This is a genomic window from Nonomuraea dietziae, from assembly GCF_014195505.1.
Classification (GTDB): Bacteria; Actinomycetota; Actinomycetes; order Streptosporangiales; family Streptosporangiaceae; genus Nonomuraea; species Nonomuraea roseola.
Window position 1 is genome coordinate 7,593,441 of sequence record NZ_JACIBV010000001.1, and the last position, 23,354, is coordinate 7,616,794.

Sequence of the window (23,354 nt, forward strand, 5' to 3'; positions counted from 1 at the left end):
CTCGGGAGGTCGTGCGCCTTGTAGGTGGCCGCTTCCGGTGATGGAGGTCGCCCGCCGAGGGGCTGGGAGACCTGCCGGTAGGGGCGGCCGGGAGCGGTGGCCTCAGCCCGTGCTGGTGTGGGCGCTCGCGGTTGGGGGAGGTGGCGGCTCGGTTAGCCTGGGCGGATGCTTGTCGCCGCGGCCGTGTGCCCGCATCCCCCGCTGATCGTGCCCGAGCTCGCGGGGGCCGCCGCGCCCGAGCTCGACGGCCTGCGCGCCGCCTGCGCCGCCGCGATCGGGGCGGTGCTCGCCGTGGATCACGACCTGCTCGTCGTCGTCGGCTCCGACGAGCGGACCCGGGCGTACGGCGGGCAGGCCGCGGGCACGCTCGGCCCGTGGGGCGTCGATGTCAGGGTGGGCGAGGGCGAGCCCGTCCTGCCACTGTCGCTGACGATCGGCCGCTGGCTCCTGGCCAGGCAACCGAACACGGAAGCGGCTGGCGACCCGATCAGCCAACCGATGACCGGAGCGCCCGGCGAACCGACCAGCGAAGCGGCCGGCGAACCGAACGCCGGAGCGCCGGGCGAACCGGTCAGCCAACCGACGACCGGAGCGCCGGGCGAACCGATCAGCCAACCGACGACCGGAGCGCCCGGCGAACCGACCAGCGAACCGACCAGCGAACCGACTGGCGGAACGGCCGGCGGAAGGGGTGGTACAGCAGCGGCCGGGCGGGGTCTGATGTTCCAGGGTGTGGCGTCGGACGCGAGCGTCGCCGAGTGCCTGGCTCTGGGCGCGGAGCTGGTCCAGGGGCGAAGGACCGCGCTGCTGGTCATGGGTGACGGCTCGGCCTGCCTCACCGAGAAGTCGCCCGGCTACCTCCATCCGGCCGCCGTCCCGTACAACGAAGAGATCGTGAGGGCGCTGGCCGAGGCCGACACGGGGGCGCTGGCCGCGATGGACCCCGCCGAGGCAGCCGCGCTCTGGGTGGCGGGCAGGGCCGCGTTGCAGGTGCTGGCGGGCGCGGCCGAGGGCGCCGCGCTGCGGCCCGCCCTGCTGGACGAGTCCTCTCCTTACGGAGTGGGATACTTCGTGGCCACCTGGCTCGAAGGCCGGGCTCCCTGACGGCGGGCGCGGAGTGGGATACTTCGTGGCGACCTGGCTCGAAGGCCGGGCTCCCTGACGGTGGGCGAGGAGTGGGGTGCTTCGTGGCTACCTGGCTCGATAGCCGGGCTCCCTGACGGCGGGCGCTCAGCGCCGTCTGGGCACGGGGACCGTCGTGAAGTCTCGGGCCAGCACCACCTCGCCCTCGTAGCTGCGCCGCACCTCCTCCAGGAAGGCGGGCTCCTCGGCCAGGCCGTACCGTTCGGAGAAATGGGTCAGCACCAGCCTGCGCACTCCCGCGCGGGCGGCGACCAGCCCCGCGTCGTAGGCGGTCAGGTGACCGTACTCCTTGGCCAGCGCGGCCTCCGACGACAGGAACGTCGACTCGATCACGAGCAGGTCCGCGCCGTCGGCCAGTTCGAACACCGGGTCGCAGAGCCTGGTGTCCATGACGAAGGCGGCCGACTGACCGGGGCGGGGCACGCTGCACTGCTCGAGGGTGACGCCGCGTACCGAGCCCTTCCGCTGGAGCTCGGTGATCTCGGGGCCCTTGATGCCGTGGGCCTTGAGCCTGTCGGGCAGCATCCTGCGGCCGTCGGGCTCCTGGAGGCGGTAGCCGTACGACTCGACGGGGTGTGACAGGCGGCGGGCGGTCAGCGGCGCGAGCTCGGCGACGGGGCCGGCGACGGGATGCTCGGTGATCTTGTCGGTGTCGGCGAAGACGGCCGCGTGCCTCAGCCTGCGCCAGTAGAGCTGGCCTGAGGCGGGGAAGACCGCGCGCACGGGATGGGTGACGCGGTCGCGGGCGATGCGCTGCACCACGCCTGGCACGCCCAGGCAGTGGTCGCCGTGGAAGTGGGTGACGCAGATCCAGTGGATGTCGTGCGCGCTGAGACCCGCGTGCAGCATCTGCCGCTGCGTGCCCTCGCCCGGGTCGAACAGCACGCCCTGTCCGTCCCAGCGCAGGAAGTACCCGTTGTGGTTGCGGTGCCGGGTGGGGACCGCGCTGGACGTGCCGAGGACGACGAGTTCGCGAAGGGACACGCAGACGATGCTAGATCGCCTCGCGCGGCGCGGAGAAGCCGGAGTCCTCCGCCCATGCGCCGATCGGCCGCCGAACCGTGCTGCTCACCGCTGTGCTCGCCTCGACGATCTCGTCTGGCCGCGGATCCGCCGCTCGCCCGGCGCCGTGGTTCCAGTAGGGAGCCATGAGGGAGAACCTCCTGGACGACCCTCGTAGGATGTGATTCCTGGCAGTTCTACCTGTTGTGGTGAGGACATGATGACCACCGTTGGCGGCACTGTTGTCGGCACCGTCGCGTTCGCCGAGCTGCCGACGCCGGTCGGTCGCTTCGTGCTGGCCGTCACAGAGGAGGGCCTCGTCGCCTCCGGCTGGGGTTCCAGACCGCGGCTGAAGGACCTGGTCGAAGTCGATGATCCCAGCCGTACGGCCGGCGCCGTGGCGGAGCTGACCGACTACTTCGCCGGTCGGCTTCGCGCCTTCGAGACGCCCATCGACTGGCGGTTCGTCTCGCCCACCCCGCGCCAGGTGCTCCAGGCGCTGCACCGGGTGCCCTTCGGCACGGTCGTGACCTACGGCGAGCTGGCGCGGCGGGCGCATTCGAGCGTCCCCGCCCGCGGCATCGGCTCGATCATGGGCGCCAACCCCATCCCTATCGTGGTGCCCTGCCACCGCGTGGTGGCGGGCAACGGGCTCGGCGGGTTCAGCGGCGGCGAGGGCGTGGAGACCAAGCGCTGGCTGCTCACCCACGAGGGCTACCTGCAGCCGACGCTGCTCGACCTCTGACGGTCACCGGGACCGCCGGGCGCGGCGGCCCCGGGCCCCGTCATCAGTCCTGCTGGCCGTCGATCCGGTCGGCGGCGTCCCTCGCCTTGTCGGCGCCGGTGTCGATGTGATCGGTGTACTTGCCCCCCGTGGCCGAGTCCGCAGCTCCTGCGGCCTTGTCGATGTGGCTGTTCGCCGCGTCCTCGGCCGTGTTCTTCAGGCCGTCGAGCGGGTCGCCAGAGGAGTCCTTCCCCTGCGCGGGTGTTCCTTCGGCGTTCGTCGCCTGCTCAGGAACGTTGCGCGACTTCTCCTCGCCGCCCAGCATCTCCTTGACCTTGTCAAAGATCGACATGACAATCCCCCGATTTGTGTCGATGCACTGGGACGAGTCATACCCCGCGGGTTGACACACTTATCCGTGTGGGCAAGCAGCCAGTCATCGCCGTCGTCGGGCCGACCGCGGCCGGAAAGTCCGATCTCGCCGTGGATCTGGCACTCCGGCTGGGTGGGGAATGCATCAATACCGACTCCATGCAGCTTTACCGAGGAATGGACATCGGTACCGCCAAACTCTCCCAGGAAGAGCGCAGAGGGGTCCCGCACCACCTCCTGGACATCTGGGACGTGACGGTCACGGCGAGCGTGGCGGAGTACCAGCGTCTGGTCAGGCCGCTCATGGACGCCATCGAGGTGCCGATCCTCGTCGGCGGCTCCGGCCTCTACGTCCGCGCGGCGCTCGACGACCTCGACTTTCCCGGCACCGATCCTTCGATCAGGGCCAGGCTGGAGGACGAGTTGGCCGGGGTGGGCTCGGGGGCGCTGTACGAGCGGTTGAGAGCGCTCGATCCCAAGGCCGCGGAGGCGATCCTGCCCAGCAACGGGCGCAGGATCGTGCGCGCCCTCGAGGTCATCGAGCTGACGGGGCGGCCCTTCTCGGCGAGCATGCCCTCCTACGACGCCCTGTATCCCAGTGTCCAGATCGGCGTGGAGGTGCCGAGGCCGGTCCTCGACGAGCGCATCGAGCTGCGCGTCCGGCGCATGTGGGAGGCGGGCCTGGTCGACGAGGTGCGCGGCCTGCTCCCGCTCGGCCTGGCGCACGGCCGTACGGCAGGCAGGGCCCTCGGCTACGCGCAGGTGCTGCGCTTCCTCCAGGGGGAGTGGAGCGAGGAACAGGCCTTCGAGGAGACCGTCAGGGCCACGCGCAGGTTCGCCAGGCGGCAGGAGTCGTGGTTCCGCCGCGACCCCAGGGTGGTCTGGCTGCCCTTCGACGCGGGGGACCTGCTCCAGCAGGCCCTCGATAGGGTTGTGGCATGAGATTTCTCAAAGGGCATGGCACCGAGAACGACTTCGTCATCCTTCCCGACCCTGACGGAGCGCTCGACCTGCCCCCCGCCACGGTGGCCGCGATCTGCGACCGCAGGGCCGGCATCGGCGCCGACGGCGTGCTCCACGTGGTGCGCACCAAGGCCAGCGACGAAGTGGCCGACCAGGCCGACAGCGCCGAGTGGTTCATGGACTACCGCAACGCCGACGGCAGCGTCGTCGAGATGTGCGGCAACGGCGTGCGGGTCTTCGCCCGCTACCTGGTCTCCGCCGGCCTGGCCTCGCCGGGCGAGTTCGCCGTCGCCACCAGGGGAGGGCTCAAGCTGGTCCGCATCGAGGCCGACGGTGACGTGCGCGTCGACATGGGCAAGCCCGTCGTGCTCGGTGAGAGCGTCACCACCGTCAGCGGCCACGAGTTCACCGGGCTGCATATCGACATGGGAAACCCGCACCTGGCCTGCGCCATCGGCGAGCCGGTCGTCCAGCTCGACCTCGGCCACCAGCCAGGCTTCGATCCGGGCGTCTTCCCCACGGGGGTGAACATCGAGCTGTTCAACCCGGTCGGGCAGCGCAGGGCCGTGATGCGCGTGTTCGAGCGCGGCTCGGGCGAGACCCGCTCGTGCGGCACGGGAGCCGTCGCCACCGCCGTGGCCGCCGCGCACCTGGCGGGTGAGAGCACCGGCACATGGAACATCGACGTGCCGGGCGGCCACCTGACGGTCACGCTGGAGGAGGAGACGAGCTACCTCGCGGGACCCGCGGTGATCATCGCCTCGGGCGAACTGAGCCTCTGACGACTCTTGCAGAATGATGTTCTGCTGAGCGATGCTGGCCGCATGGTCGACTCCAAGCACACGGCGGCGGCGGTCAAGGGCACGATCGGCAGGCTGGGCGGCGGCTTCATGGTCTCCAGGGAGGCCAAGGAGCTCTGCGCGCGAACCGGGCTCGGTCCGCGGGAGCTGTACTTCCGCGGCAGGTGCGGCGTCCTCGGCGAGGTGGACGCCGACGTCGTCACCTCGGTCGCCGTCTTCTTCCCCGCCGCCCACGTGCGCGAGAGCTGGGAGGGCGGCAGGAAGCTGCCCGTCGAGGAGGCGGTCGCGCTCTACGCCGAGGCGTGTCACGCATGGGGCAGGCGCAGGCTGAGCGACGCCGAGGCCTGCGGACGCCTGGCCGAGCTGCTGGAGAGGGTGGCCGGCGCCGCATCGGTGCTGGGAGCGCCGCTGTTCGCGGGCTGGAGGGCGGTGCCGCTGCCGGACGAGCCCATCGCCAGGGCCACCCAGCTCATGCACGTCGTGAGGGAGTTGCGCGGCGGCCTGCACGCCGTTGCCGTCCTCGCCAAGGGGCTCGACCCTCTGATGGCGACCCTGGCCGCCGACCACGAGGGCACGCCGCTCGGCATCTCCTCCGGCGAGAGCATGGCGCGCTTCTTCACCTGGCCCGAGCCCTACCCCGCGCTCGACGAGGAGACGATCGCGCGCAGGCGGGAGGCCGAGGATCTGACCGACGAGCTGATGGCGCCCGCCTTCTCCGTCCTGACCGAGGCGGAACGCGACGAGGTCATCACCTTGATGCGTTTGGGGCATGTCCATTGACCTGGCAGACTGACTGCCCATGGACGTGGACATCTGGGCCTGGGTCGGCGAAACCCAGCAGCAGCTTTCTGAGGCAGGTAACGCCGGGTTCGCCATGGCGCTGGGTGATCTGCCCGCACAGGCTTACGAGGGGCGATACCCGCAGCTCGACGTGATGGCCCCGGCGATCGCGCAGCAGGCCGAGAGCGTCGACCTGCCCTGGCTGGAGTTCTACGCCCGCTACTGGCATCTCATCGGCCGTGTCGGCGACAGGGCGCAGGGCGCCGTCGCCATCGGCGACGCCGAGAGCCTCGTGGCGTTCGCCCAGCGCGAAGACGTGCGCGAGTGCCCCTCGGTCCCCGCGGCCGTCGAGGCGCTCGCCATCGCGCAGGCCAACGCCGACGGTCCCGGCTACGCCGCCGACCGCCTGGCTCTGCTCGGCCCCGCCATCGAGGCGCTCGAGCCGACCGACGCCGCCTACGCGGGCCTGGTGACCCAGTACGTCTCCGCGCTCACCGACGCGGGCCGCGCGGACGAGGCGGTCTCCTACGCCGAGACCGCGATCCAGCGCCTGGGCGCGGTCGGCCGCGCGGCGAGCTGGGAGCTGGGCGCCGAGAGCTCGCGCGCGCTGCTGGCTCTCGGCCGCGCCGACGACGCGCTGGCCGCCATCCAGGCCGCCGCCGACTTCAAGCCTGACGACCCGGTCGCCAAGCCCCACCGCGAGGGCGTGCGCCGCTCGCTCATCCTCGCCACCCTGGGACGCACGGCCGAGGCCGTCGACGCGCTGCCCGACCTCGACGTCGTCGGCGACCACCCGCGCGACTTCGTGGAGTGGGCCCAGGCCGTCAACAAGCTGGCGGGCTCGGCGCAGATCACCAACACCTGGCAACTGGGCAGGGTCCTGCGCCAGTGGATCGACTACTTCGGCATGATGGGCGGCTACCGCGCCCGTGTCGAGCTCGCGCTGATCGCCGGCGAGCTCGCGGTCGCGCGCCAGGGTGTGTGGCAGGCCGAGCTCCTCGCCGACCTGGCCGAGCAGGGCGCCGCCGAGCTGCGTTCGGCCGAGGGCGTGACCGAGCGGGTCGCGGCCCTGCGCGCGGCCGCCGCGTCGACCACGGCTCCCGAGGCCACCAGCCCGCTGGAGGAGCGCGTCGCCTACTTCGACGCCGCCGACGGCATCAACGCCAACCCCGAGGAGTGGGTCGGCTGGCTGGCCCCGCTGTCGGGCAAGGACATCGAGGCCACCCGCCGCCACACCACCACGCTCGGCTTCCTCGGCTACCCGGTCACCGGCGCCGACATCTACTGGAAGATGCTCGTCGACACCGGCCAGATCGCCACCGCCGACGCCCAGGACCTCGACTTCCTGACCAACCTGCTCGTCGAGGCGCGCCAGGACGAGCGCCTCGAGCAGATGGCCGAGCTGCTGCCCGCCGCGGGCAAGCACCTCGCGCTGGCCAGGCTCCACATCGCCCGCGAGCGGTGGGAGCAGGCGGCCTCCGAGGCCGAGCAGGCCATGGAGGCGGGCGCCGGCATCGAGGCCAGGCGCGCGTTCGCGAGCGCCTCCCAGCAGCTCGACCAGGACGCCAAGGGCGCTCTGGCGCTGCGCGAGGCCCTCGACAGCGACGACATGACCGACGAGGACGTCTGGCGCATGATCGTCATGGCGACCTCCGCCGAGGACTGGGAGACCGTCCGTATCGGCGCCAAGCGGGTCGGCATGCCGATCAAGTCGTCCGAGGGGCCGATCGAGGAGGAGCTGGGCCTGGTCAGGATCATCCTGCCCGCGCCCGACGGCGGCCAGCGCCAGGTGCTGTCCATCCGCACGGGCCCGGCCACGGCCAGGCTGGCGCTGCCGCAGCCGCGCGGCATGGAGTACAACGCGGGCGACCTCGTCGTCTTCGACCCGCAGCTGCTCGAGCCCGTCCCCGACGACCCCGAGGAGCAGCAGAACTTCGTGCCGCCGTTCGCGGCCGTGCGCATGCTGCGTCCAGGCGGCTACACCAGCTACTTCTTCGACGGCGCCGCTCCGAGCGAGGCCGACTGGGCCGAGTTCACCGAGGTCATGGCCGAGCGCGGCTGGCCGATGTGGGTCTACAGCGACGAGAACTACCGCGTCACCCACCCGACCACCGGCGAGCAGCTGCCCGGCGTGTTCGGCTGGGTCGCGGTCCCGTCGAACGTGGCGGCGGTCGAGGTCGACGCGCTGCTCGACGACGCCACCGAGCGCTGGGTGCACCCGCTGGCCTGGCTCGACCTGGCAAGAGAGGTCGACGTCGAGGTCGAGCGGCACGAGCGGATCACCAAGGAGTACGGTCTCTAGATGCTCGAACGGTTCAGCCTTCAGGGGAAGGTCGCCATCGTCACCGGAGCCTCCTCGGGGCTCGGGGTGGCCTTCGCGCGAGGGCTGGCCGAGGCGGGCGCCGACATCGTGATCGGCGCCCGTCGCAAGGACCGGCTCGAGTCGACGCGGCAGCTGGTGGAGGCGACGGGACGGCGCTGCGTGGCCGTCCCCACGGACGTGAGCGTCGTCGCCGACTGCGACGCGCTGGTCCAGGCCGCGCTGTCGGCCTTCGGGGCCGTCGACGTGCTGGTCAACAACGCGGGGGTGGGCACCGCGGTGCCCGCCACGCGGGAGACGCCCGAGCAGTTCAGGCAGGTCGTCGACGTCAACCTGCACGGCACCTACTGGATGGCCCAGGCCTGCGGGCGGGTCATGCGGCCTGGGTCGTCGATCATCAACGTGGGCAGCGTGCTCGGCGAGACGACGGCGGGGCTGCCGCAGGCGGCCTACAGCGCCTCGAAGGCGGCCGTGATCGGGCTGACCAGAGACCTGGCGCAGCAGTGGACGGGCCGCAAGGGCATCAGGGTCAACTGCCTGGAGCCCGGCTTCTTCCACTCGGAGATGACCGAGACCTACCAGCCGGGATACCTGGAGGCGACGCTGGAGGCGCGCGTGCCGATGCGCCGCGCGGGCGATCCCGCTGAGCTGGTGGCCGCCGCGATCTTCCTGGCCAGTGACGCCTCGTCCTACATCACCGGTGTCACCCTCCCCGTCGACGGCGGCCTTCTCACCACCTGACCGCCGCCGTCCGCCACTTCGGGCTACGAGGGCGGGCGTCGAGGCGCTGTCAGGGCAGGTCACCACCGGGGACGGCGGCCGACCACGGGCCAGGACTCATTCCGGATCTACGTGCGCACGCGATTCGCTTTGTCTTCGGCTGAATGGGTGCTTGGTGCCATTGCCTAGACTTTAACCGTGAATAGGAAACTCTTGGTGGGTTTGGCCTCTCTGGCGCTGGTGACCGGATGCGGGCCCACCCAGGCCGCCGACCACGAGTCCGACGTCGGCAAGCCGCCGTCAGCCGACATCGGCAAGGCGCGCGACGACCTGAAGAAGCTGGCCGTCAAGGGCCGTGCCCCGAAGACCGGCTTCGAGCGCGAGAAGTTCGGCCCCGCCTGGGCCGACGTCGACCGCAACGGGTGCGACACGCGCAACGACATACTCAAGCGGGACCTGCGCGAGGAGACGTTCAAGAAGGGAACGCACGACTGCATCGTGCTGACCGGGATCCTCGACGACCCGTACTCGGGCAAGACCATCAAGTTCACGCGCGGCCAGGACACCAGCATGGCCGTGCAGATCGACCACCTCATCCCGCTGTCGGACGCCTGGCAGAAGGGCGCCCAGCAGTGGAGCAAGGACAAGCGCAAGGAGTTCGCCAACGACCCGCTGAACCTGCTGGCCGTGGACGGCCCGCTCAACAACCAGAAGAGCGACGCCGACGCGGCGACATGGCTGCCGCCGCGCAAGGCGTACAGGTGCGCCTACATCGCCAGGCAGGTCAAGGTGAAGACGAAGTACGCGCTGTGGGTCACCGCCGCGGAGAAGGCGGCGATGGACGGGATCCTGTCCTCCTGCTGACTCAGTCGTCGGCCCCGTCACTGTCGTCGGCCTCGTCACTGGCGTCGTCACGGGCGTCGGCCTCGTCACGGGCGTCGTCACGGGCGTCGGCCTCGTCACGGGCGTCGGCCTCGTCACCGGCGTCGGCCTGGTCGGTGTCCTGCTTGACGATCTTGCCGGTCTGCTCCGACACGTGGATCTCGTGCTCCCGCCCGCCCTTGGTCAGCTCGACCTCCCAGGTGCGCTCGCCGTGCTCGTCGTCGCGCTCCACGTCCCCGACCGTCGCGCCGGGCACACGGGCCTTGGCGATCTCGACCGCCTGAGCCTCGGTGACGGGCGCGGCCGTGGCGGGCGCGCTGGTGGCAGGGACGGAAACGGTCGGGGCAGGAGTGCCGGGGACGGGAGTGGCGAACAGAAGCGCTGCGGCGATCAGTGTTGTCGTCATGGACACAGACTCGCCCCGCCGGAGATAGCGCCGCGCTAGGAGAGCGCTAAGGCCGGGCTAAGGGTGACGGTGACGGTCGCGCCGGGGCCGGGCGAGAGCTCGAGGGCGCCGCCCGCCGACTCGGCCGTCCTGCGGGCGATGTCGAGCCCGAGCCCGGTGGAGCCCGCGCCACTGCGTCCGCGCTCCAGGGCCTGAGGGGGAAAGCCAGGGCCCTCGTCGGCGACGACGAGCCGCACCCCTGGCGTCAGCCGTACGGCGAGGGCCACGCCCTCGGGGGTGTGCGCGAAGACGTTGCCGAGCAGCGCGTCCACGCACGCGCCCAGCTCGGCCGCGCCCACCCGCACGGGCAGCGGGCCCTTCGCCAGGTCCAGGCGCATCTCGCGCCCCTGGTCCTCGGCCAGCACCGACCAGAACGCGGCCCGCTCGGCCACCACCTCCGCCGCGTCGCAGGACTGCTCGTTCGAGCGCTGCCTGGCCTCGGTGATGACCCTGGTGACCGCCCGCTGCAACTCGTCGATCCGCGCCGCGATCCTGGCCGCCTCGGCGGGGTCGGCGAGCGACTCCGCGTCCAGGCGCAGCCCCGTGAGCGGGGTGCGCAGGCGGTGGGACAGGTCGGCGACCGACTCCCGCTCGGCGGCCAGCAGGTCGTCGATGCGTCCGGCCAGGTGGTTGAGCGCGAGCGCCACCGACCGCACCTCCGGAGGGCCGTCCAGCGCGGCCCTCGCCGTCAGGTCGCCGCCGGCCAGACGGTGCGAGACCTGCGCCATCGCGCCGATCGGACGGGTGATCGCCAGCGCCAGACGGTCGGCCAGCACGATGCCGAGCGCGACCAGCAGCAGGCCGAGCGCGGCCAGGCCCAGCCAGGCCTCGCGCACACCCCTGGTCAGCTCAGCGTCGCTCACGAACACCCTGACCACGACCGTGCCCTCGGGGGTGAGCGCGGAGGAGAGCACCGTCCTGCCGCCGGGCGCGTGGGCGGTGACGCTGCGGCCCGTGGCGGCCAGCCGTACGGCGTCGTCGCGGGCGGCCGTGGCGCCCAGCACGCCGCCGCCCGGCAGGAAGACGGTGACGGGGAACGGTCCGCCGCGCGCCTGCTCGACGGTCAGCTCCAGCGCGGGCGAGCCCGCGGCGACCGCGACGGACTCGGCGGTGGCCGTGGCGCGGGACATGGCGCCGTTCTCGGCCACCGAGCGGATCAGCAGCGCCATCGGGACCAGCAGCGCGATCAGCACGAGCGAGGTGATCGCGGCGGCGAGCAGCGCCAGCCATCTCCTCACGAGGGGTCCACGAGCTTGACGCCGACGCCGCGCACCGTGTGCAGGTAGCGCGGGCTCGCGGCGCTCTCTCCGAGCTTGCGCCGCAGCCACGACAGGTGGACGTCCACGGTCTTGTCGGCCCCGCCGTACGGCACCTGCCACACCTCGGTCAGCAGTTCGCGCTTGGTCACCACCTCGCCCGGCCGCTCGGCCAGGTAGTGCAGCACGTCGAACTCGCGCGGGGTGAGGTCGAGCGTGACGCCGCCGAGCGCCGCCGTCCTGGCCTTGGCGTCGAGGACCAGGGCGCCCACGGCGAGCTCCTGCCGCTCCCTCACCTGCCCCCCACGCCTGAGCACCGCCCGGATGCGGGCGTCGAGCTGGGCGGAGCTGTACGGCTTGACGACGTAGTCGTCGGCGCCCGCGTCGAGCACGGGCACCATCTCGGCGTCGCCGTCGCGGGCGGTGGCCACGATGACGGGGACCTTGCTGACGGCCCGCAGCATGCGCAGGAGGTCGACGCCGTCGAGGTCGGGCAGGCCGAGGTCCAGCACGATCAGGTCGGGGCGGTCCTGTACGGCCAGCCGCAGCCCGTCGAGGGCGGTGGGGGAGGAGGAGACGGCGTGGCCCAGCTCGCGCAGCCCACGGCTGAGGGCGGTGCGGATGGTCACGTCGTCCTCGATGAGCAGGATGTCGGCCATATCCGTCAACCGTAGACGGTGCCCGACCGCTCCGACATCAGGCTTATCCCGGCGTTAACCTCGCCTTATCCCGAGATGGGGGAGGGTGAGCGGGTGAGACGACTCGTACTGGCCTGGGCGGCCGCCGCGCTGACCGCGACCGTGGCGGGGGTGGCGGTGCTGGGGCTGCTCGGCGGCTCCCTGGCGGGGACGGAGAGCCGTACGATGTCGGACGCCGACGTCCGCGCCGCCCTCTCCGCCGCCACCTCCGCCCCGCCCACCGGTCCGGCTCCCGAGAGTCCCGGCCCCGCGCCCACCGGTTCGCCTACCGGCTCGATCCCGGCCAGCCCGGGCCCCTCGCCTGCGGGCCCGGGTCAGGAGAGCCCTGGAGCAGGGCAGGTCAGGGCGTTCAGGACCTCCGGTGGCACCGTGGTCGCCGCGTGCGACCGCGGGCTGGTGCGGCTGCGGTCGTGGAGCCCCGCCCAGGGCTACACCACCGACGACGTGGACACCGAGCCCGACGACCACGTCACGGTCGAGTTCGAGTCGGAGACCTCCGAGGTCGAGGTCGTGCTCCGCTGCGACGCCGAGGGCCGTCCCCTCATGACGTCTCGGCGCTGAGCGCCCTCTTGGTCAGCTCCGCCTGCTGCCTGATCCGCCCCAGCACGATGTCGTTGATCCCCTTCGCCGCGAACGTCGACACCATGTCGTCCAGCACCCCGTGGGCCAGATCGAGATCGCCCCTCCTCGCCACGGCCCTGGCCAGCCTGCGCATGACCATGTTCAGCGTGATGTTGTCGACGGTCGCCTGCCTGGCCACCGCGCCGAGCTGCTCGATGCTCTCGCCGGTGTCGGGCGGGCGCACGTGCAGCTTCTTGTCCGCGCCCAGGTCCTTGAACTCGCGCTCGGCGTTCAGCCCCTTCACCATCCGCGCGTAGACGGCCAGCGGGTGCTCGCCGTAGCGCTCGATGACCTCCTCCAGCGCCTCGTTGCCCGAGCGCAGCGCGGGAGAGTCGGAGCCGAGCAGGGAGAACAGCTTGCCCTGCTCCTCGCCCAGCATCAGCTCGCCGACCCGCGCGTCGGTGGCGGTGATCGGGTGACGGACCCGCACCAGGCAGGGCGCGGAGACGATGCGCGAGCCGTCGGCGCCGATGTACTGCCCGCGCACCTGGTAGTCGCCGGGCTGCTGGAAGTAGTGCCCGTCGCGCCCGTGCCCGATGTACGCGCTGCGGTACATCGCGGGGTTGCCGGAGTCGAGCCTGATCTCGGGGGAGTCGTCCACGCAGTGCCGCATCATCGGCCGGTACAGGACGGTCCTGCCCGACGGCTGGGTGATGGAGACCTGCGTGAACTCGGTGTCGGGGTGCAGATGGCCGTGGGTGGTCCTGGGCTCGCCCGCGTACGACAGTTTGAGCTCGACCACGACGGGCTCGCCGTACTCGAAGAAGTCCTTGGCCCGCACCTCGAGCAGCAGACCCGACTGGTCGGAGACCGGCTGCTCGAAGGGGTCGATCTCGGCCGCCCCCGTGCCGAAGGCGTTGGCGCCCATGACGACGTCGCGGAAGAAGCCGTGACGCAGGTGGACCAGCTCGGGGTCGGTGAACTGGAAGGGGAAGGCCTGCCAGTAGGCGCGCTCCCCGCCCGGCTGGTAGTTCTGGACGTAGTTCATCCACGACAGGTCGCCGAAGCCGCCGTGCGGGCCGAGGGGCTGCGGCGGGCGCGACAGGTTCTTCTGCCACGAGTGCAGCAGGTTGAAGGCGTGGCCGAGCTCGTGCACGTAGGTGCGCAGCTGGGCGCGCTGGGCCTGCGGCGACTCGCCCTTGATCGCGTCGTGGAAGACGGCGGCGCCCTGCCGCTGGCAGGCGTCGTTGTAGTCGAACATGATGCCCCTGAAGCCGCCGACGTGCTTGCTGGCCACCAGCAGCCACACCCGCCAGGCCGCCTGGTCGCCGAACGAGGCGAACTGCTGCGTCATCGCGTTGTGCAGCTCGGAGTCGTCCCACGCGAGGTCCTGGCCGGCGCCGTCCACCGGGATCACGCCGGGCTCGGCGATCCGCAGCTCCACTCCGGCCTCGGCGTACGCCTCGGCCACCGTCAGCGTCCGCCGTCCCGGCGGGCCCTGGAGCGCTCCCGTGTCGTAGGAGACGAAGGGCACCGCGCCCGCCACCGAGTCCTGCTCCAGCAGCACGCTCCTGAAGTACGGCGAGGCGCGGTGCAGCCCGTAGGTGCGTCCCGCGACCGTGGCGGTGGCGCTGTCCTCGGTGATCGTGACGGTCACGTGCCGGTCGGGCGCGGCGAAGGTGAAGGCGCCCTGGCCCTCGACCCGATCACCCTGCCTGGTGGTGGAGTGGACGACGAACGAGCCGTGGTAGGCGGTGGTCGAGCCCGTCGTGGTGAACAGGTCGCCGCTGAGCCGTCCTGTGGGCCTCTTTCCGTCGACATCGACCCTCAGGTCGAGCTGGGATTCACCGTCCTGGCCGCGGTACAGGCCGCTGATGGGGGGCATATCAGGACCATTCCCCCGCTCTTGAGGGCTGTCAATGGGCTCCGCGGACTTGCAGCGAGGCGAGCAGCTCCTCCGAGGCCATGGTGATGGCCTCCACGGCCCTGTCGAACGCCTCCGCGTTGTGGGCGGCGGGGGCGCGGAACCCGGAGATCTTCCTGACGTACTGCAGGGCCGCGGCGCGCACGTCCTCCTCGGTGACGTCCTCGGTGTACGGCGGGCGCAGCGTCTTGATGCTTCTACACATGGTTGGCACGCTACCCGCGCGAGGCCCGGCGGTAGAAGCCGGTGCGCGGGGAGATCTCCCGAGCGCCCCGATCACCTGATCGGACCGAGCCGCCGCCGATGGCGCGACTATGATCTCGGCGCGTGAGAAGAGGACTCTTAATAGCGGCGGCGGTGGCGGTCCTCGTCGGCCTGATCACCGTGCTGACCAGTTTCTCCCGGGTCAGCACCGAGCCCGACGAGGTGGTGCTCCACTACGCGGGCGGCACATTCGAAGCGATCAAGTTCGAGCGATGCATCAACCCCTCCAGCGGCGCCACCTGGCTCGGGCCGGGCGACACCGACTACCATTACCCGTTCGGCCAGCGGACCTTCGACTTCTCGGGCGGTGACAGCGCGGAGTCGGGCGGCATCAGCATCGTCTCGAGGGACAACGTCGAGATGAAGGTGTCGGGGTCGGCGACCTTCACGCTCAACACCGACTGCAAGGTGCTGACGCAGTTCCACGAGAAGATCGGGCGCAAGTTCGGCGCCTACTTCGAGGACGGGGACTCCCGCGGCTGGACCAAGATGCTCAACTTCTACTTCAAGCAGCCGCTCGACCGGGCGATGGACGCCGCCTCCCAGGAGTTCGAGTGGAAGAAGTTGTTCAACGACCCCACGGTCAAACAGCAGTGGGAGCAGCGGGTCGGCCAGCTGGCCAGGCAGTTCATCAAGGAGACGGCGGGCGCGGACTACTTCTGCCAGCCCAACTACGCGGGGGTCGGCGACTGCGGTGACGTGGTGCTGACCATCCAGAAGCCGCAGCCGCCCGAGAGCCTGATCAACGCGCTGGCCGCCGAGCAGGCCGCCAAGCAGCAGAACCTGGCCCAGCAGCAGATCAACGCCAAGGTGAAGACCGAGCTGGAATCCATCCAGGACCTGGTGCGGGTGCTCGGCCCGAACGGCGCGATCCTCTGGAAGGCGATCCAGGACGGCAAGGTCGACGTGGTCCCCGTCCCCCAGAACGGCACCATCAACATCACCCCGAGGCGCTGAGCCGCCGCCTCGGGGGTCAGAGGGCCTCGTCCGAGCCGAGTTCGCGGCCGAAGTCGAGGGCGATCTTGCGCATCCCCTCCGCCAGCTCGTCCCTGTCGAGCGCGTCGATGCGCTCGGCGGGGCCCGAGACCGACATGGCGGCCACCACCCTCGCCCCGTCGCGCACGGGCACGGCGAGGCAGTGCACGCCCAGCTCCTCCTCGCCCAGGTCCATGGCGTACCCCCTCGACCTGACCGTGGCCAGCTCCTGCCGCATGGCCTCGTGGGAGGTGATCGTGTTGGCCGTACGGCGGGGCATGCCGGTCCGCTCGAACAGCGCCATCGACTCGCCGTCGGCCCTGTCGGCGAGCAGCACCTTGCCCACGGCCGTGCTGTGGGGCAGCACCCGCCTGCCCACCTCGGCGAACATCCGCAACCTGCGCGGCGAGGGCACCTGGGCGACGTAGACGATGAAGTCGCCCTCCAGCACCGCGAGGTTGGCCGTCTCACCCGACAGCTCGACCATCCTGGTGAGGTACGGCCGCGCCCACACCCCGACCATCCGCTCCGCGACCCCGCCCAGCCTCACGAGCGCACCGCCGAGCGCGTAGCGGCGGTCCGACTCCTGCCGGACGTAGCCGCGCGACAGGAGCGTCTGGAGCAGGCGGTGAATCGTCCCGTACGGCAGGCCGGTGCGGGCCGCGATCTCCGACAGGCCGGCCTCGCCGCCGTGCGCCGCGAGCGCCTCCAGCACGTCCAGCGCCCTGTCGACCGACTGCACGCTCACGCCACCCTCCCCGCCCCCACAACGAACCCCGCCTCTGCCTTGGATGTGGCCTCTGCCTCGAATCCGGCTTCTGCCTCGGCCTCGGTCCCAGCTGCGAACCCGGTCCAGCTGCGAACCCGGTCCCAGCTGCGAGCCAGGCCCCAGCCTCGAACCCGGCGCCGGCCCCGACTCTCGTCAGGGGCTCGGCGTCCCCCTTCTGTGGGTTCACGAGCGGGGCTTTCCGCCGGCGGCGTCCAGGAACGAAGGGCTGACCCCGCGCAGGGAGGCGTCCAGGATCTCGGCCGTGTGCGCCACCCTGATCTCCCCACCCGCCCGCCGCATCGCCGCCGCGATCTGCATTGTGCAGCCGGGGTTGGCCGACACCAGCAGCTGCGCGCCCGTCGAGCGCACCCGCTCCGCCTTGCGGTCTCCCAGATCGCGGGCGGCCGAAGGCTCGAAGATGTTGTAGGTGCCCGCCGACCCGCAGCACAGGTCCGACTCGGGGATGTCCCGCAGCGACAGCCCGGGAACGCCGCGCAACAGCTCACGGGGTTGTGCCCTGATCCCCTGGGCGTGCGCGAGGTGGCAGGCGTCGTGATAGGCGACCGTGACCGGCAGCGGATGCCGCTCGGCCACCGGGCCCAGCTCGGCCAGCCACTCGGCCAGGTCCACGGTCCTGAGCGCGCGGGCCCTTCCCGCCCACTCGGGCGAGTCGGCGAGCAGCTCTGCGTACTCCTTCATCGAGGAGCCGCACCCGGCCGCGTTCACCACGACCGTGTCGACCCCCGCGCGCTCGAATGTCCTGATCGTCCGCTTGGCGAACCTTCTGGCCTGGTCGTCCCGTCCCGAGTGCACGCTCAGCGCCCCGCAGCACCCCTGGTGCGGCGGGATGACGACCTCGCAGCCCTCCATCGCCAGCACCCGCGCCGTGGCCGCGTTGACCTGGGGGAAGAACTCGTTCTGCACGCATCCGGTGAGCATCCCGACCACCGCTCTGCGCTCACCGACCGCCCGGACCCGGCCCGGCAGCCGCTGCCGCCTGCCCGGGACAGGGGCGAGCGCGATCATCGCCCCCAGGCTCGGGTGCGCCCGTTCGAGCAGCGGCTGGAGCCTCCTGGCCAGCCCGAGCGTCGGCCGCAGCGCGCGCAGCCTGCGCGGGTAGGGGAAGAGCCCGAACACCAGCCCGCGCACCGCCCGCTCCCTCGGCTCGCGGACGTGCTCCCGCTCCACCTCGGCACGGGTCTGCTCGATCAACCTGTCGTACTGCACGCCCGAGGGGCAGGCGGTCACGCACGCCATGCAGCCGAGGCACGCGTCGAAGTGGCCGGCCATCTCCGGGGTGATCGGGGTGCCCTCGACGTGCTGGCTCATCAGGTGGATGCGGCCGCGCGGCGAGTCCATCTCCTCGCCCCACAGGACGTAGGTCGGGCACGAGGGCAGGCAGAACCCGCAGTGCACGCAGTCCTTGATCAGCTCGGGGTCCATCGCGTCAGATCCCTCCCACATACCTGCCGGGGGACATCCTGCGCCCGGGATCGAAGCGTTCCTTCACGCGCCGCATCAGCGGCAGCGCGCTGATCTCGCCCCACCTGTCGAGACCCTCCGCGTACGGCGAGGCCAGCACGCTCACGCGCCCGCCCACCTCCGCCAACCGCGCTCGAAGCCCCGCCACGAGCCCGGCGAGCCCTTGGGAACCGAGCCCTTCGGAACCGAGCTCTTCGCGACCGAGCTCTTCGCGACCGAGCTCTTCGGAACCGAGCTTCTCGGAACCCAGCTTCTCGGAAGACTCGGAAGACCTCCCAGAAGACTCGGAAGACCTCTCGGGAGAGCTCTCCGAAGGGGAGAGGGCGAGCCAGAGGACGCCCGAGGCGAGGGAGCCCCTGACCGTCGCGCCCAGCCCGTGGACCGCCTCCAGCACAACCTCACCCCGCGACGGAGGGAAGCGCAGCTCCATGAGCACGTCGCCGTCGGGAAGCGCGCCCCACCACGAGGGTGGCTCGGCGCCGACCGTCGCGCCCGGCATCAGGGCGGCGACGGCCTCGGCGCGGGACTCGGCGGCCGACCCCTCCACCAGGACGGCCAGCTCGCAGGCCGCGTCGTCGCCCCCGCGGTTGACCTCGACGGCGGTGGGCTCGGCCTGGGAGGTGGCCAGGACGGTGGCGAGGGTGGCCTTCCGTTGGGGTGGCCCGCCCCGCGCGCTCGGTGAGGCGTATCCCTGGACGGGGCCCGGCCCCGTGCCGGGGGTGGTGCTCTCGTCGGCGTGCCGTACGGGCAGGTGGGCTTGGATCCAGCGGCGCTCGGAGGCGAGCGGGTGCAGCCGGAAGGTGGCCTCGGCGATCACGCCGAGCGTGCCGTACGAGCCGGTGAAGAGTTTGCCGAGGTCGTAGCCCGCCACGTTCTTGACCACCTTGCCGCCCGAGTGGGCGACGGTGCCGTCGGCGAGGACGACCGTGATGCCGATGAGCAGGTCGCGGGCGCCGCCGTAGCGGAACGAGCGCGGGCCGGGGAGCGCGGTGGCGAGGGTGCCGCCGACGGTCGCGCCCTCCACCGGGACGTCGAGCGCCAGCTCCTGCCCTCGCGCGGCGAGCGTCCGCGCGAGGGCCTCCATGGTGACGCCCGCCTGCGCGCGCACCACCAGGTCGCCCTCCGCGTGCTCGAGGACCTGGTTGAGGCAGCAGGTGTCGAGCAGCACGTCGCACCGCTCGGGCGGCGATCCCCAGTGCAGCTTGGAGCCCCCGCCGACCGGGACGACGGCGAGGTCGTGCTCGGCCGCCGCCGTCATGATCGCGGCGACCTCCTCGGTGGTCTCGGGCAGCGCCACCCACCGGGGACGCACGCCCGCCACCTCGTCCTCGGGCCCCGCCTGCCTGACGGTGACCCCGGAAGGCATCAAAACTGCTCCGCCTTTCCGGACTCGACCAGCGGATGAACGCCCTTGCGCACGCCCGGCACCTCCCCGCACAGCCGCGGCGTCGGGAAGATCTTGCCGGGGTTGGACAGCCCGCGAGGGTCGAAGGCGCACCTGACGAGCTGCATGGTGTCGAGATCGGCGTCGGTGAACATCCTGGGCATGTAGCGGGCCTTGTCGACGCCCACGCCGTGCTCGCCGGTGATCGAGCCGCCGTGCTCGATGCACAGGTCGAGGATCCTGCCCGAGACGATCTCGGCCCGCTCGCCCGCGCCCGGCTCGGTGTCGTCGAAGAGCACCAGCGGATGCAGGTTCCCGTCGCCCGCGTGGAAGACGTTGGCGACCTTGATGCCGTGCTCGCGCGACAGGCTGTCGATCCCCGCCAGTACCTCCGGGAGCGAGGTGCGCGGCACCACGCCGTCCTGCACGATGTAGGCGGGGCTGATGCGGCCGACCGCCGCGAACGCCGACTTGCGTCCTCTCCAGATCGCCGCCCGCTCGGCGGGATCCTCGGCCACCCGCAGCTCGAACGCCTTCGAGCAGATCTGGCTCAGCAGCGCGAACTGCCTTTCGACCTCGGCCGAAGGCCCGTCGAGCTCGACGATCAGCACGGCGCCCGCGTTCTCCGGATAGCGGCAGGCCACGGCCGCCTCGGCGGCCGCGATCGCCAGCGCGTCCATCATCTCGATCGCGGCGGGCAGGATGCCGGCCGCGATGATCGCCGACACCGCCTCGCCGCCCTGCTCGATGTTCTCGAAGGCCGCCAGGACGGTGGTCACGGCCTCGGGAGTGCGGCTGAGCCGTACGGTGACCTTGGTCGTGACGCCGAGTGTCCCCTCCGAGCCGATGAAGGCGCCGAGCAGGTCGTAGCCGGGATCGGCGCGGTCGAGGGTGACGATGTCGCCGTCGGGCGTGACGATCTCGCACGCCTCGACGTGGTTGACGGTGAAGCCGTACTTCAGGCAGTGCGCGCCGCCGGAGTTCTCCGCCACGTTGCCGCCGATCGAGCAGACCTGCTGGCTGGAGGGGTCGGGCGCATAGTAGTAGCCCTGGTCGCGGACCGCCTCGGTGATCGCCAGGTTCGTCACGCCCGGCTCGACGACGGCCCTGCGGTTGGGCAGGTCGATCTCCACGATCGCGCGCATCTTCGAGGTCACGATCAGCACGCCGTCGGTGCGGGGCAGCGCGCCGCCCGAGAGGCCGGTGCCCGAGCCCCTGGCCACGAACGGCACGCCGTACTCGTTGCACAGCCTGATCACGCCCGCGACCTGCTCGGCGTTCTCCGGCAGGACGGCGACGCCCGGCGTGGCGCGATGGTAGGTGAGGCCGTCGCACTCGTAGGTGCGCAGCCGTACGGGATCGGTGATGACCGCCTCCGGCTCCAGCACCTCGCCGAGCCTGCCGATCAGCTCTGCCAGCACCGCGCCACCTCCTCGGAAATTCGCAGACTACGGCATACGGGCGTAGGCGGGCAGGGTGAGGAACTCGGCGAAGTCGTCGTCGAGCGCGACCTCCTTGAACAGCGCCTCGGCCTGGGCGTACAGGGCCTCGTCGTAGCCGGGCTCGGCGGCGATCTTGGCCAGCTCCTCCGCGATGATCTGCTCGACCAGCTCCTTGGTCACCACCGCGCCGGTGTCGGCGAGCTCGATGCCGTTGTGGATCCACTGCCAGATCTGGGAGCGGGAGATCTCGGCGGTGGCCGCGTCCTCCATGAGGTTGTGGATGGCGACCGCGCCGAGCCCGCCCATCCAGGCGGCGAGGTAGCGCAGCGCGACGTCGACGTTGTTGCGCAGGCCGTTCTCGGTGATGTCGCCAGGGGTGGCGGAGACGGCGAGCAGGTCGGCGGCCGAGACGTCGACGTCCTCGCGCAGGCGGTCGAGCTGGTTGGGGCGCTGGCCGAGCACGGAGGTGAAGACCTCGCCGCAGATCGGCACCAGGTCGGGATGGGCGACCCAGGAGCCGTCGAAGCCGTCGCCCGACTCGCGGGTCTTGTCCGCGCGGACCTTCTCCAGCGCCACCGCGTTGACCTCGGGGTCCCTGCGCGAGGGGATGAAGGCGGCCATGCCGCCGATCGCGTGGGCGCCGCGCTTGTGGCAGCTGCGCACGAGCAGTTCGGTGTAGGCGCGCATGAAGGGAGCGGTCATCGTCACCGCGTTGCGCTCGGGCAGCAGGAACTCCCTGCCCCGCGTGCGGAACTTCTTGATGACGCTGAAGAGGTAGTCCCAGCGTCCCGCGTTGAGACCGGCCGAGTGGTCGCGCAGCTCGTAGAGGATCTCCTCCATCTCGAAGGCCGCGGGGTAGGTCTCGATCAGGACGGTGGCCCTGATCGTGCCGTGGTCGATGCCGAGCTCCTCCTGGGCGTGGACGAAGACGTCGTTCCAGAGGCGGGCCTCCAGGTGCGACTCCATCTTCGGCAGGTAGAAGTAGGGGCCCTTGCCCTTGGCGATCTGCCTGGCCGCGCAGTGGAAGAAGTAGAGGCCGAAGTCGAACAGCGAGGCCGACACCTGCCGGCCGTCGACCAGCGCGTGCTTCTCGTTCAGGTGCCAGCCACGCGGCCTGACCACGATGGTGGCCAGTTCGGCGTCGGGCTTCAGGGTGTAGCTCTTGCCACCGGTCTCGAAGTCGATCGCGCGGTCCAGGGCCTCGCGCAGGTTGAGCTGGCCGCTGACGCAGTTCTCCCAGAGTGGTGAGTTGGCGTCCTCGAAGTCGGCCAGCCACACCTTGGCGCCGGAGTTGAGCGCGTTGATCGTCATCTTGCGGTCGACCGGCCCGGTGATCTCGACCCTGCGGTCCTCCAGCCCCGGCGCGGGCGGCGCCACCCGCCACTCGCCCTCGCGGACCGCCTTCGTCTCGGGCAGGAAGTCGAGCGTGCCGCCCGCCGAAAGCTCGGCCTGCCTCGCCTGCCTGGCCTCCAGCAGCTCCAGCCTTCGGGCGTCGAACTTCCTGTGGAGTCCTGCCACGAAGGCGAGCGCCTCCGGCGTGAGGATCTCCTCGAACCGCTCGAGCATCGGGCCGGTGATCTCCATCGGAGCCTCTTTCCGCATAGTGGAAAACTTCTTCTGAATTATGGAAGTGACGCTACTTCACAGGGTTGGTCGGGGACAAGGTAGGGGTGATCCCCGATGCCCTCCTGCCCAGCGCAGGGGAGGATTGGCCCCATGAACAAGAAGGGCGTGATCGCCGCAGCGGGACTCCTGGCCTCCGCGACGTTGCTGACCGGATGCGGACTGGCGGGCATCGGCGGGCCCACGGAGGAGAAGACGGTCTCCTACGAGGTGAAGGACGACGTCGTCAGGCTGACCGTCAAGGGCGACGCGGGCGCCATCGTGGTGAACGGCTCCGACAGGACCGGCATCAAGGTCACCGAGAACATGCACTGGCGCAACGAGCAGCCGAAGCCCGTCCACGAGGTGAACGGCGACGCCCTCGAGCTGTCCTACGACTGCAAGAAGGGCTGGAACTCCTGCTGGATCGACTACACGATCGAGGTGCCCAAGGGCATGATCGTGAAGACCGACAACGGGGCGGGCGACATCACGCTGCGCGCGCTGTCGGGTGAGATCGAGGTGACCACGGGCGCGGGCGACATCGACGCCAACGGGCTGACGGGCAAGCGCCTGTTCGCCGAGACCGGCGCGGGCGACATCAAGCTGAAGTACGCGAGCTCACCCGACAAGGTCGAGCTCGAGACCGGCGCGGGCACCTCGACCCTCTATCTCCCGCAGGGCACCTACGACGTCACGACCAACACCGGCGCGGGCAGCGCCGACGTGAAGGTCACCGACGACGCCGCCTCGCCGCGAAAGGTCGTGGTTTCCTCGGGCGCGGGCGACGTGAAGGTACTGCCTGTTTAACCAGGTGACTGAATGGGCGCAGTTCGGGGATGATTC

General features: G+C 71.2%; 24 protein-coding genes. 11 read left to right on the top strand and 13 right to left on the bottom strand.

What is annotated here, in order from left to right; translation table 11 throughout:
- Positions 1-165: 165 nt before the first annotated feature.
- Entirely contained in the window at positions 166-1,104 is a 939-nt protein-coding gene (locus tag FHR33_RS50900; protein WP_183657616.1) for a class III extradiol ring-cleavage dioxygenase family protein, read from the top strand.
- 126 nt (positions 1,105-1,230) lie between these two features.
- Here the strand turns inward: FHR33_RS50900 and FHR33_RS36175 are convergent, their stop codons facing one another.
- Both FHR33_RS36175 and FHR33_RS36180 read right to left on the bottom strand, forming a co-directional pair.
- Complete coding sequence (locus FHR33_RS36175; protein WP_183657618.1) at positions 1,231-2,127, bottom strand: ribonuclease Z; 897 nt, start codon at positions 2,125-2,127, stop codon at positions 1,231-1,233.
- Between the two features lie 10 nt (positions 2,128-2,137).
- A complete protein-coding gene (locus FHR33_RS36180; protein WP_183657620.1) occupies positions 2,138-2,293 on the bottom strand; it encodes a hypothetical protein in 156 nt (51 codons plus the stop codon).
- Positions 2,294-2,362: 69 nt separating this feature from the next.
- Between FHR33_RS36180 and FHR33_RS36185 the strand changes: the two genes are divergently transcribed.
- Positions 2,363-2,890 carry a methylated-DNA--[protein]-cysteine S-methyltransferase gene (locus FHR33_RS36185; RefSeq protein WP_221241389.1) on the top strand — a complete coding sequence of 176 codons (528 nt, stop codon included), beginning with the start codon at positions 2,363-2,365 and terminating at the stop codon, positions 2,888-2,890.
- A gap of 43 nt (positions 2,891-2,933) precedes the next feature.
- On the opposite strand, the gene FHR33_RS36190 is transcribed toward FHR33_RS36185, so the two are convergent.
- Positions 2,934-3,221 carry an antitoxin gene (locus FHR33_RS36190; protein ID WP_183657622.1) on the bottom strand — a complete coding sequence of 96 codons (288 nt, stop codon included), beginning with the start codon at positions 3,219-3,221 and terminating at the stop codon, positions 2,934-2,936.
- Between the two features lie 68 nt (positions 3,222-3,289).
- On the opposite strand from FHR33_RS36190, the gene miaA reads away from it, so the two are divergent.
- From miaA to FHR33_RS36220, 6 genes are all read left to right on the top strand, one after another.
- Positions 3,290-4,183, top strand: a complete 894-nt coding sequence (gene miaA / locus FHR33_RS36195; protein WP_183657624.1) for a tRNA (adenosine(37)-N6)-dimethylallyltransferase MiaA — start codon at positions 3,290-3,292, stop codon at positions 4,181-4,183.
- On the top strand, positions 4,180-4,986 hold the full coding sequence (gene dapF / locus FHR33_RS36200) for a diaminopimelate epimerase (protein ID WP_183657626.1): 807 nt from the start codon (positions 4,180-4,182) through the stop codon (positions 4,984-4,986). Before miaA ends, dapF begins: the two co-directional genes overlap by 4 nt.
- 42 nt (positions 4,987-5,028) lie before the next feature.
- Complete coding sequence (locus tag FHR33_RS36205; RefSeq protein WP_246452292.1) at positions 5,029-5,784, top strand: SCO6745 family protein; 756 nt, start codon at positions 5,029-5,031, stop codon at positions 5,782-5,784.
- Positions 5,785-5,803: 19 nt separating this feature from the next.
- Entirely contained in the window at positions 5,804-8,086 is a 2,283-nt protein-coding gene (locus FHR33_RS36210) for a tetratricopeptide repeat protein (protein ID WP_183657628.1), read from the top strand.
- A complete protein-coding gene (locus FHR33_RS36215) occupies positions 8,087-8,845 on the top strand; it encodes an SDR family NAD(P)-dependent oxidoreductase (RefSeq protein WP_183657630.1) in 759 nt (252 codons plus the stop codon). It begins immediately after the preceding gene.
- Between the two features lie 177 nt (positions 8,846-9,022).
- On the top strand, positions 9,023-9,688 hold the full coding sequence (locus FHR33_RS36220; RefSeq protein WP_183657633.1) for an HNH endonuclease family protein: 666 nt from the start codon (positions 9,023-9,025) through the stop codon (positions 9,686-9,688).
- Position 9,689: 1 nt separating this feature from the next.
- On the opposite strand, the gene FHR33_RS36225 is transcribed toward FHR33_RS36220, so the two are convergent.
- The 3 genes from FHR33_RS36225 to FHR33_RS36235 are packed head-to-tail and all read right to left on the bottom strand — an operon-like array spanning position 9,690 to position 12,066.
- Complete coding sequence (locus FHR33_RS36225) at positions 9,690-10,112, bottom strand: PepSY domain-containing protein (RefSeq protein ID WP_183657636.1); 423 nt, start codon at positions 10,110-10,112, stop codon at positions 9,690-9,692.
- Positions 10,113-10,147: 35 nt separating this feature from the next.
- Complete coding sequence (locus FHR33_RS36230; protein ID WP_183657638.1) at positions 10,148-11,389, bottom strand: sensor histidine kinase; 1,242 nt, start codon at positions 11,387-11,389, stop codon at positions 10,148-10,150.
- Complete coding sequence (locus FHR33_RS36235; protein ID WP_183657641.1) at positions 11,386-12,066, bottom strand: response regulator transcription factor; 681 nt, start codon at positions 12,064-12,066, stop codon at positions 11,386-11,388. Before FHR33_RS36235 ends, FHR33_RS36230 begins: the two co-directional genes overlap by 4 nt.
- Positions 12,067-12,159: 93 nt before the next feature.
- Between FHR33_RS36235 and FHR33_RS36240 the strand changes: the two genes are divergently transcribed.
- The gene (locus FHR33_RS36240) at positions 12,160-12,666 is read left to right on the top strand and encodes a septum formation initiator (RefSeq protein WP_183657644.1); all 507 of its coding nucleotides are present in this window, start codon (positions 12,160-12,162) and stop codon (positions 12,664-12,666) included.
- Here the strand turns inward: FHR33_RS36240 and FHR33_RS36245 are convergent.
- Positions 12,647-14,551, bottom strand: coding sequence for a hypothetical protein (locus FHR33_RS36245; protein ID WP_183657647.1), 1,905 nt, complete (start codon positions 14,549-14,551; stop codon positions 12,647-12,649). The two genes, FHR33_RS36240 and FHR33_RS36245, sit on opposite strands and share 20 nt — an antisense overlap.
- Before the next feature lie 31 nt (positions 14,552-14,582).
- Entirely contained in the window at positions 14,583-14,795 is a 213-nt protein-coding gene (locus FHR33_RS36250; protein ID WP_183657650.1) for a DUF2277 domain-containing protein, read from the bottom strand.
- A 122-nt stretch (positions 14,796-14,917) separates the two neighbouring features.
- On the opposite strand from FHR33_RS36250, the gene FHR33_RS36255 reads away from it, so the two are divergent.
- A complete protein-coding gene (locus tag FHR33_RS36255) occupies positions 14,918-15,811 on the top strand; it encodes an SPFH domain-containing protein (protein ID WP_183657654.1) in 894 nt (297 codons plus the stop codon).
- Between the two features lie 16 nt (positions 15,812-15,827).
- Here the strand turns inward: FHR33_RS36255 and FHR33_RS36260 are convergent, their stop codons facing one another.
- The 5 genes from FHR33_RS36260 to aceB form a co-directional block, all read right to left on the bottom strand.
- Positions 15,828-16,571 (bottom strand): IclR family transcriptional regulator, encoded by a 744-nt coding sequence (locus tag FHR33_RS36260; RefSeq protein WP_376773304.1) that lies wholly within the window; start codon positions 16,569-16,571, stop codon positions 15,828-15,830.
- Between the two features lie 210 nt (positions 16,572-16,781).
- Complete coding sequence (locus tag FHR33_RS36265) at positions 16,782-18,041, bottom strand: (Fe-S)-binding protein (protein ID WP_183657657.1); 1,260 nt, start codon at positions 18,039-18,041, stop codon at positions 16,782-16,784.
- Between the two features lie 4 nt (positions 18,042-18,045).
- Positions 18,046-19,446 carry an FAD-binding oxidoreductase gene (locus FHR33_RS36270; RefSeq protein WP_246452293.1) on the bottom strand — a complete coding sequence of 467 codons (1,401 nt, stop codon included), beginning with the start codon at positions 19,444-19,446 and terminating at the stop codon, positions 18,046-18,048.
- Positions 19,446-20,885: an FAD-binding oxidoreductase gene (locus FHR33_RS36275; protein ID WP_312895879.1), complete on the bottom strand. Its 1,440-nt coding sequence runs from the start codon at positions 20,883-20,885 to the stop codon at positions 19,446-19,448. The genes FHR33_RS36270 and FHR33_RS36275 overlap by 1 nt, the downstream gene beginning before the upstream one ends.
- Positions 20,886-20,912: 27 nt before the next feature.
- Positions 20,913-22,490 (bottom strand): malate synthase A, encoded by a 1,578-nt coding sequence (gene aceB / locus FHR33_RS36280; RefSeq protein ID WP_183657661.1) that lies wholly within the window; start codon positions 22,488-22,490, stop codon positions 20,913-20,915.
- A 132-nt stretch (positions 22,491-22,622) separates the two neighbouring features.
- Here aceB and FHR33_RS36285 point away from each other — a divergent pair, with 132 nt between their 5' ends.
- Complete coding sequence (locus FHR33_RS36285; protein ID WP_183657664.1) at positions 22,623-23,318, top strand: DUF4097 family beta strand repeat-containing protein; 696 nt, start codon at positions 22,623-22,625, stop codon at positions 23,316-23,318.
- Positions 23,319-23,354 lie beyond the last annotated feature (36 nt).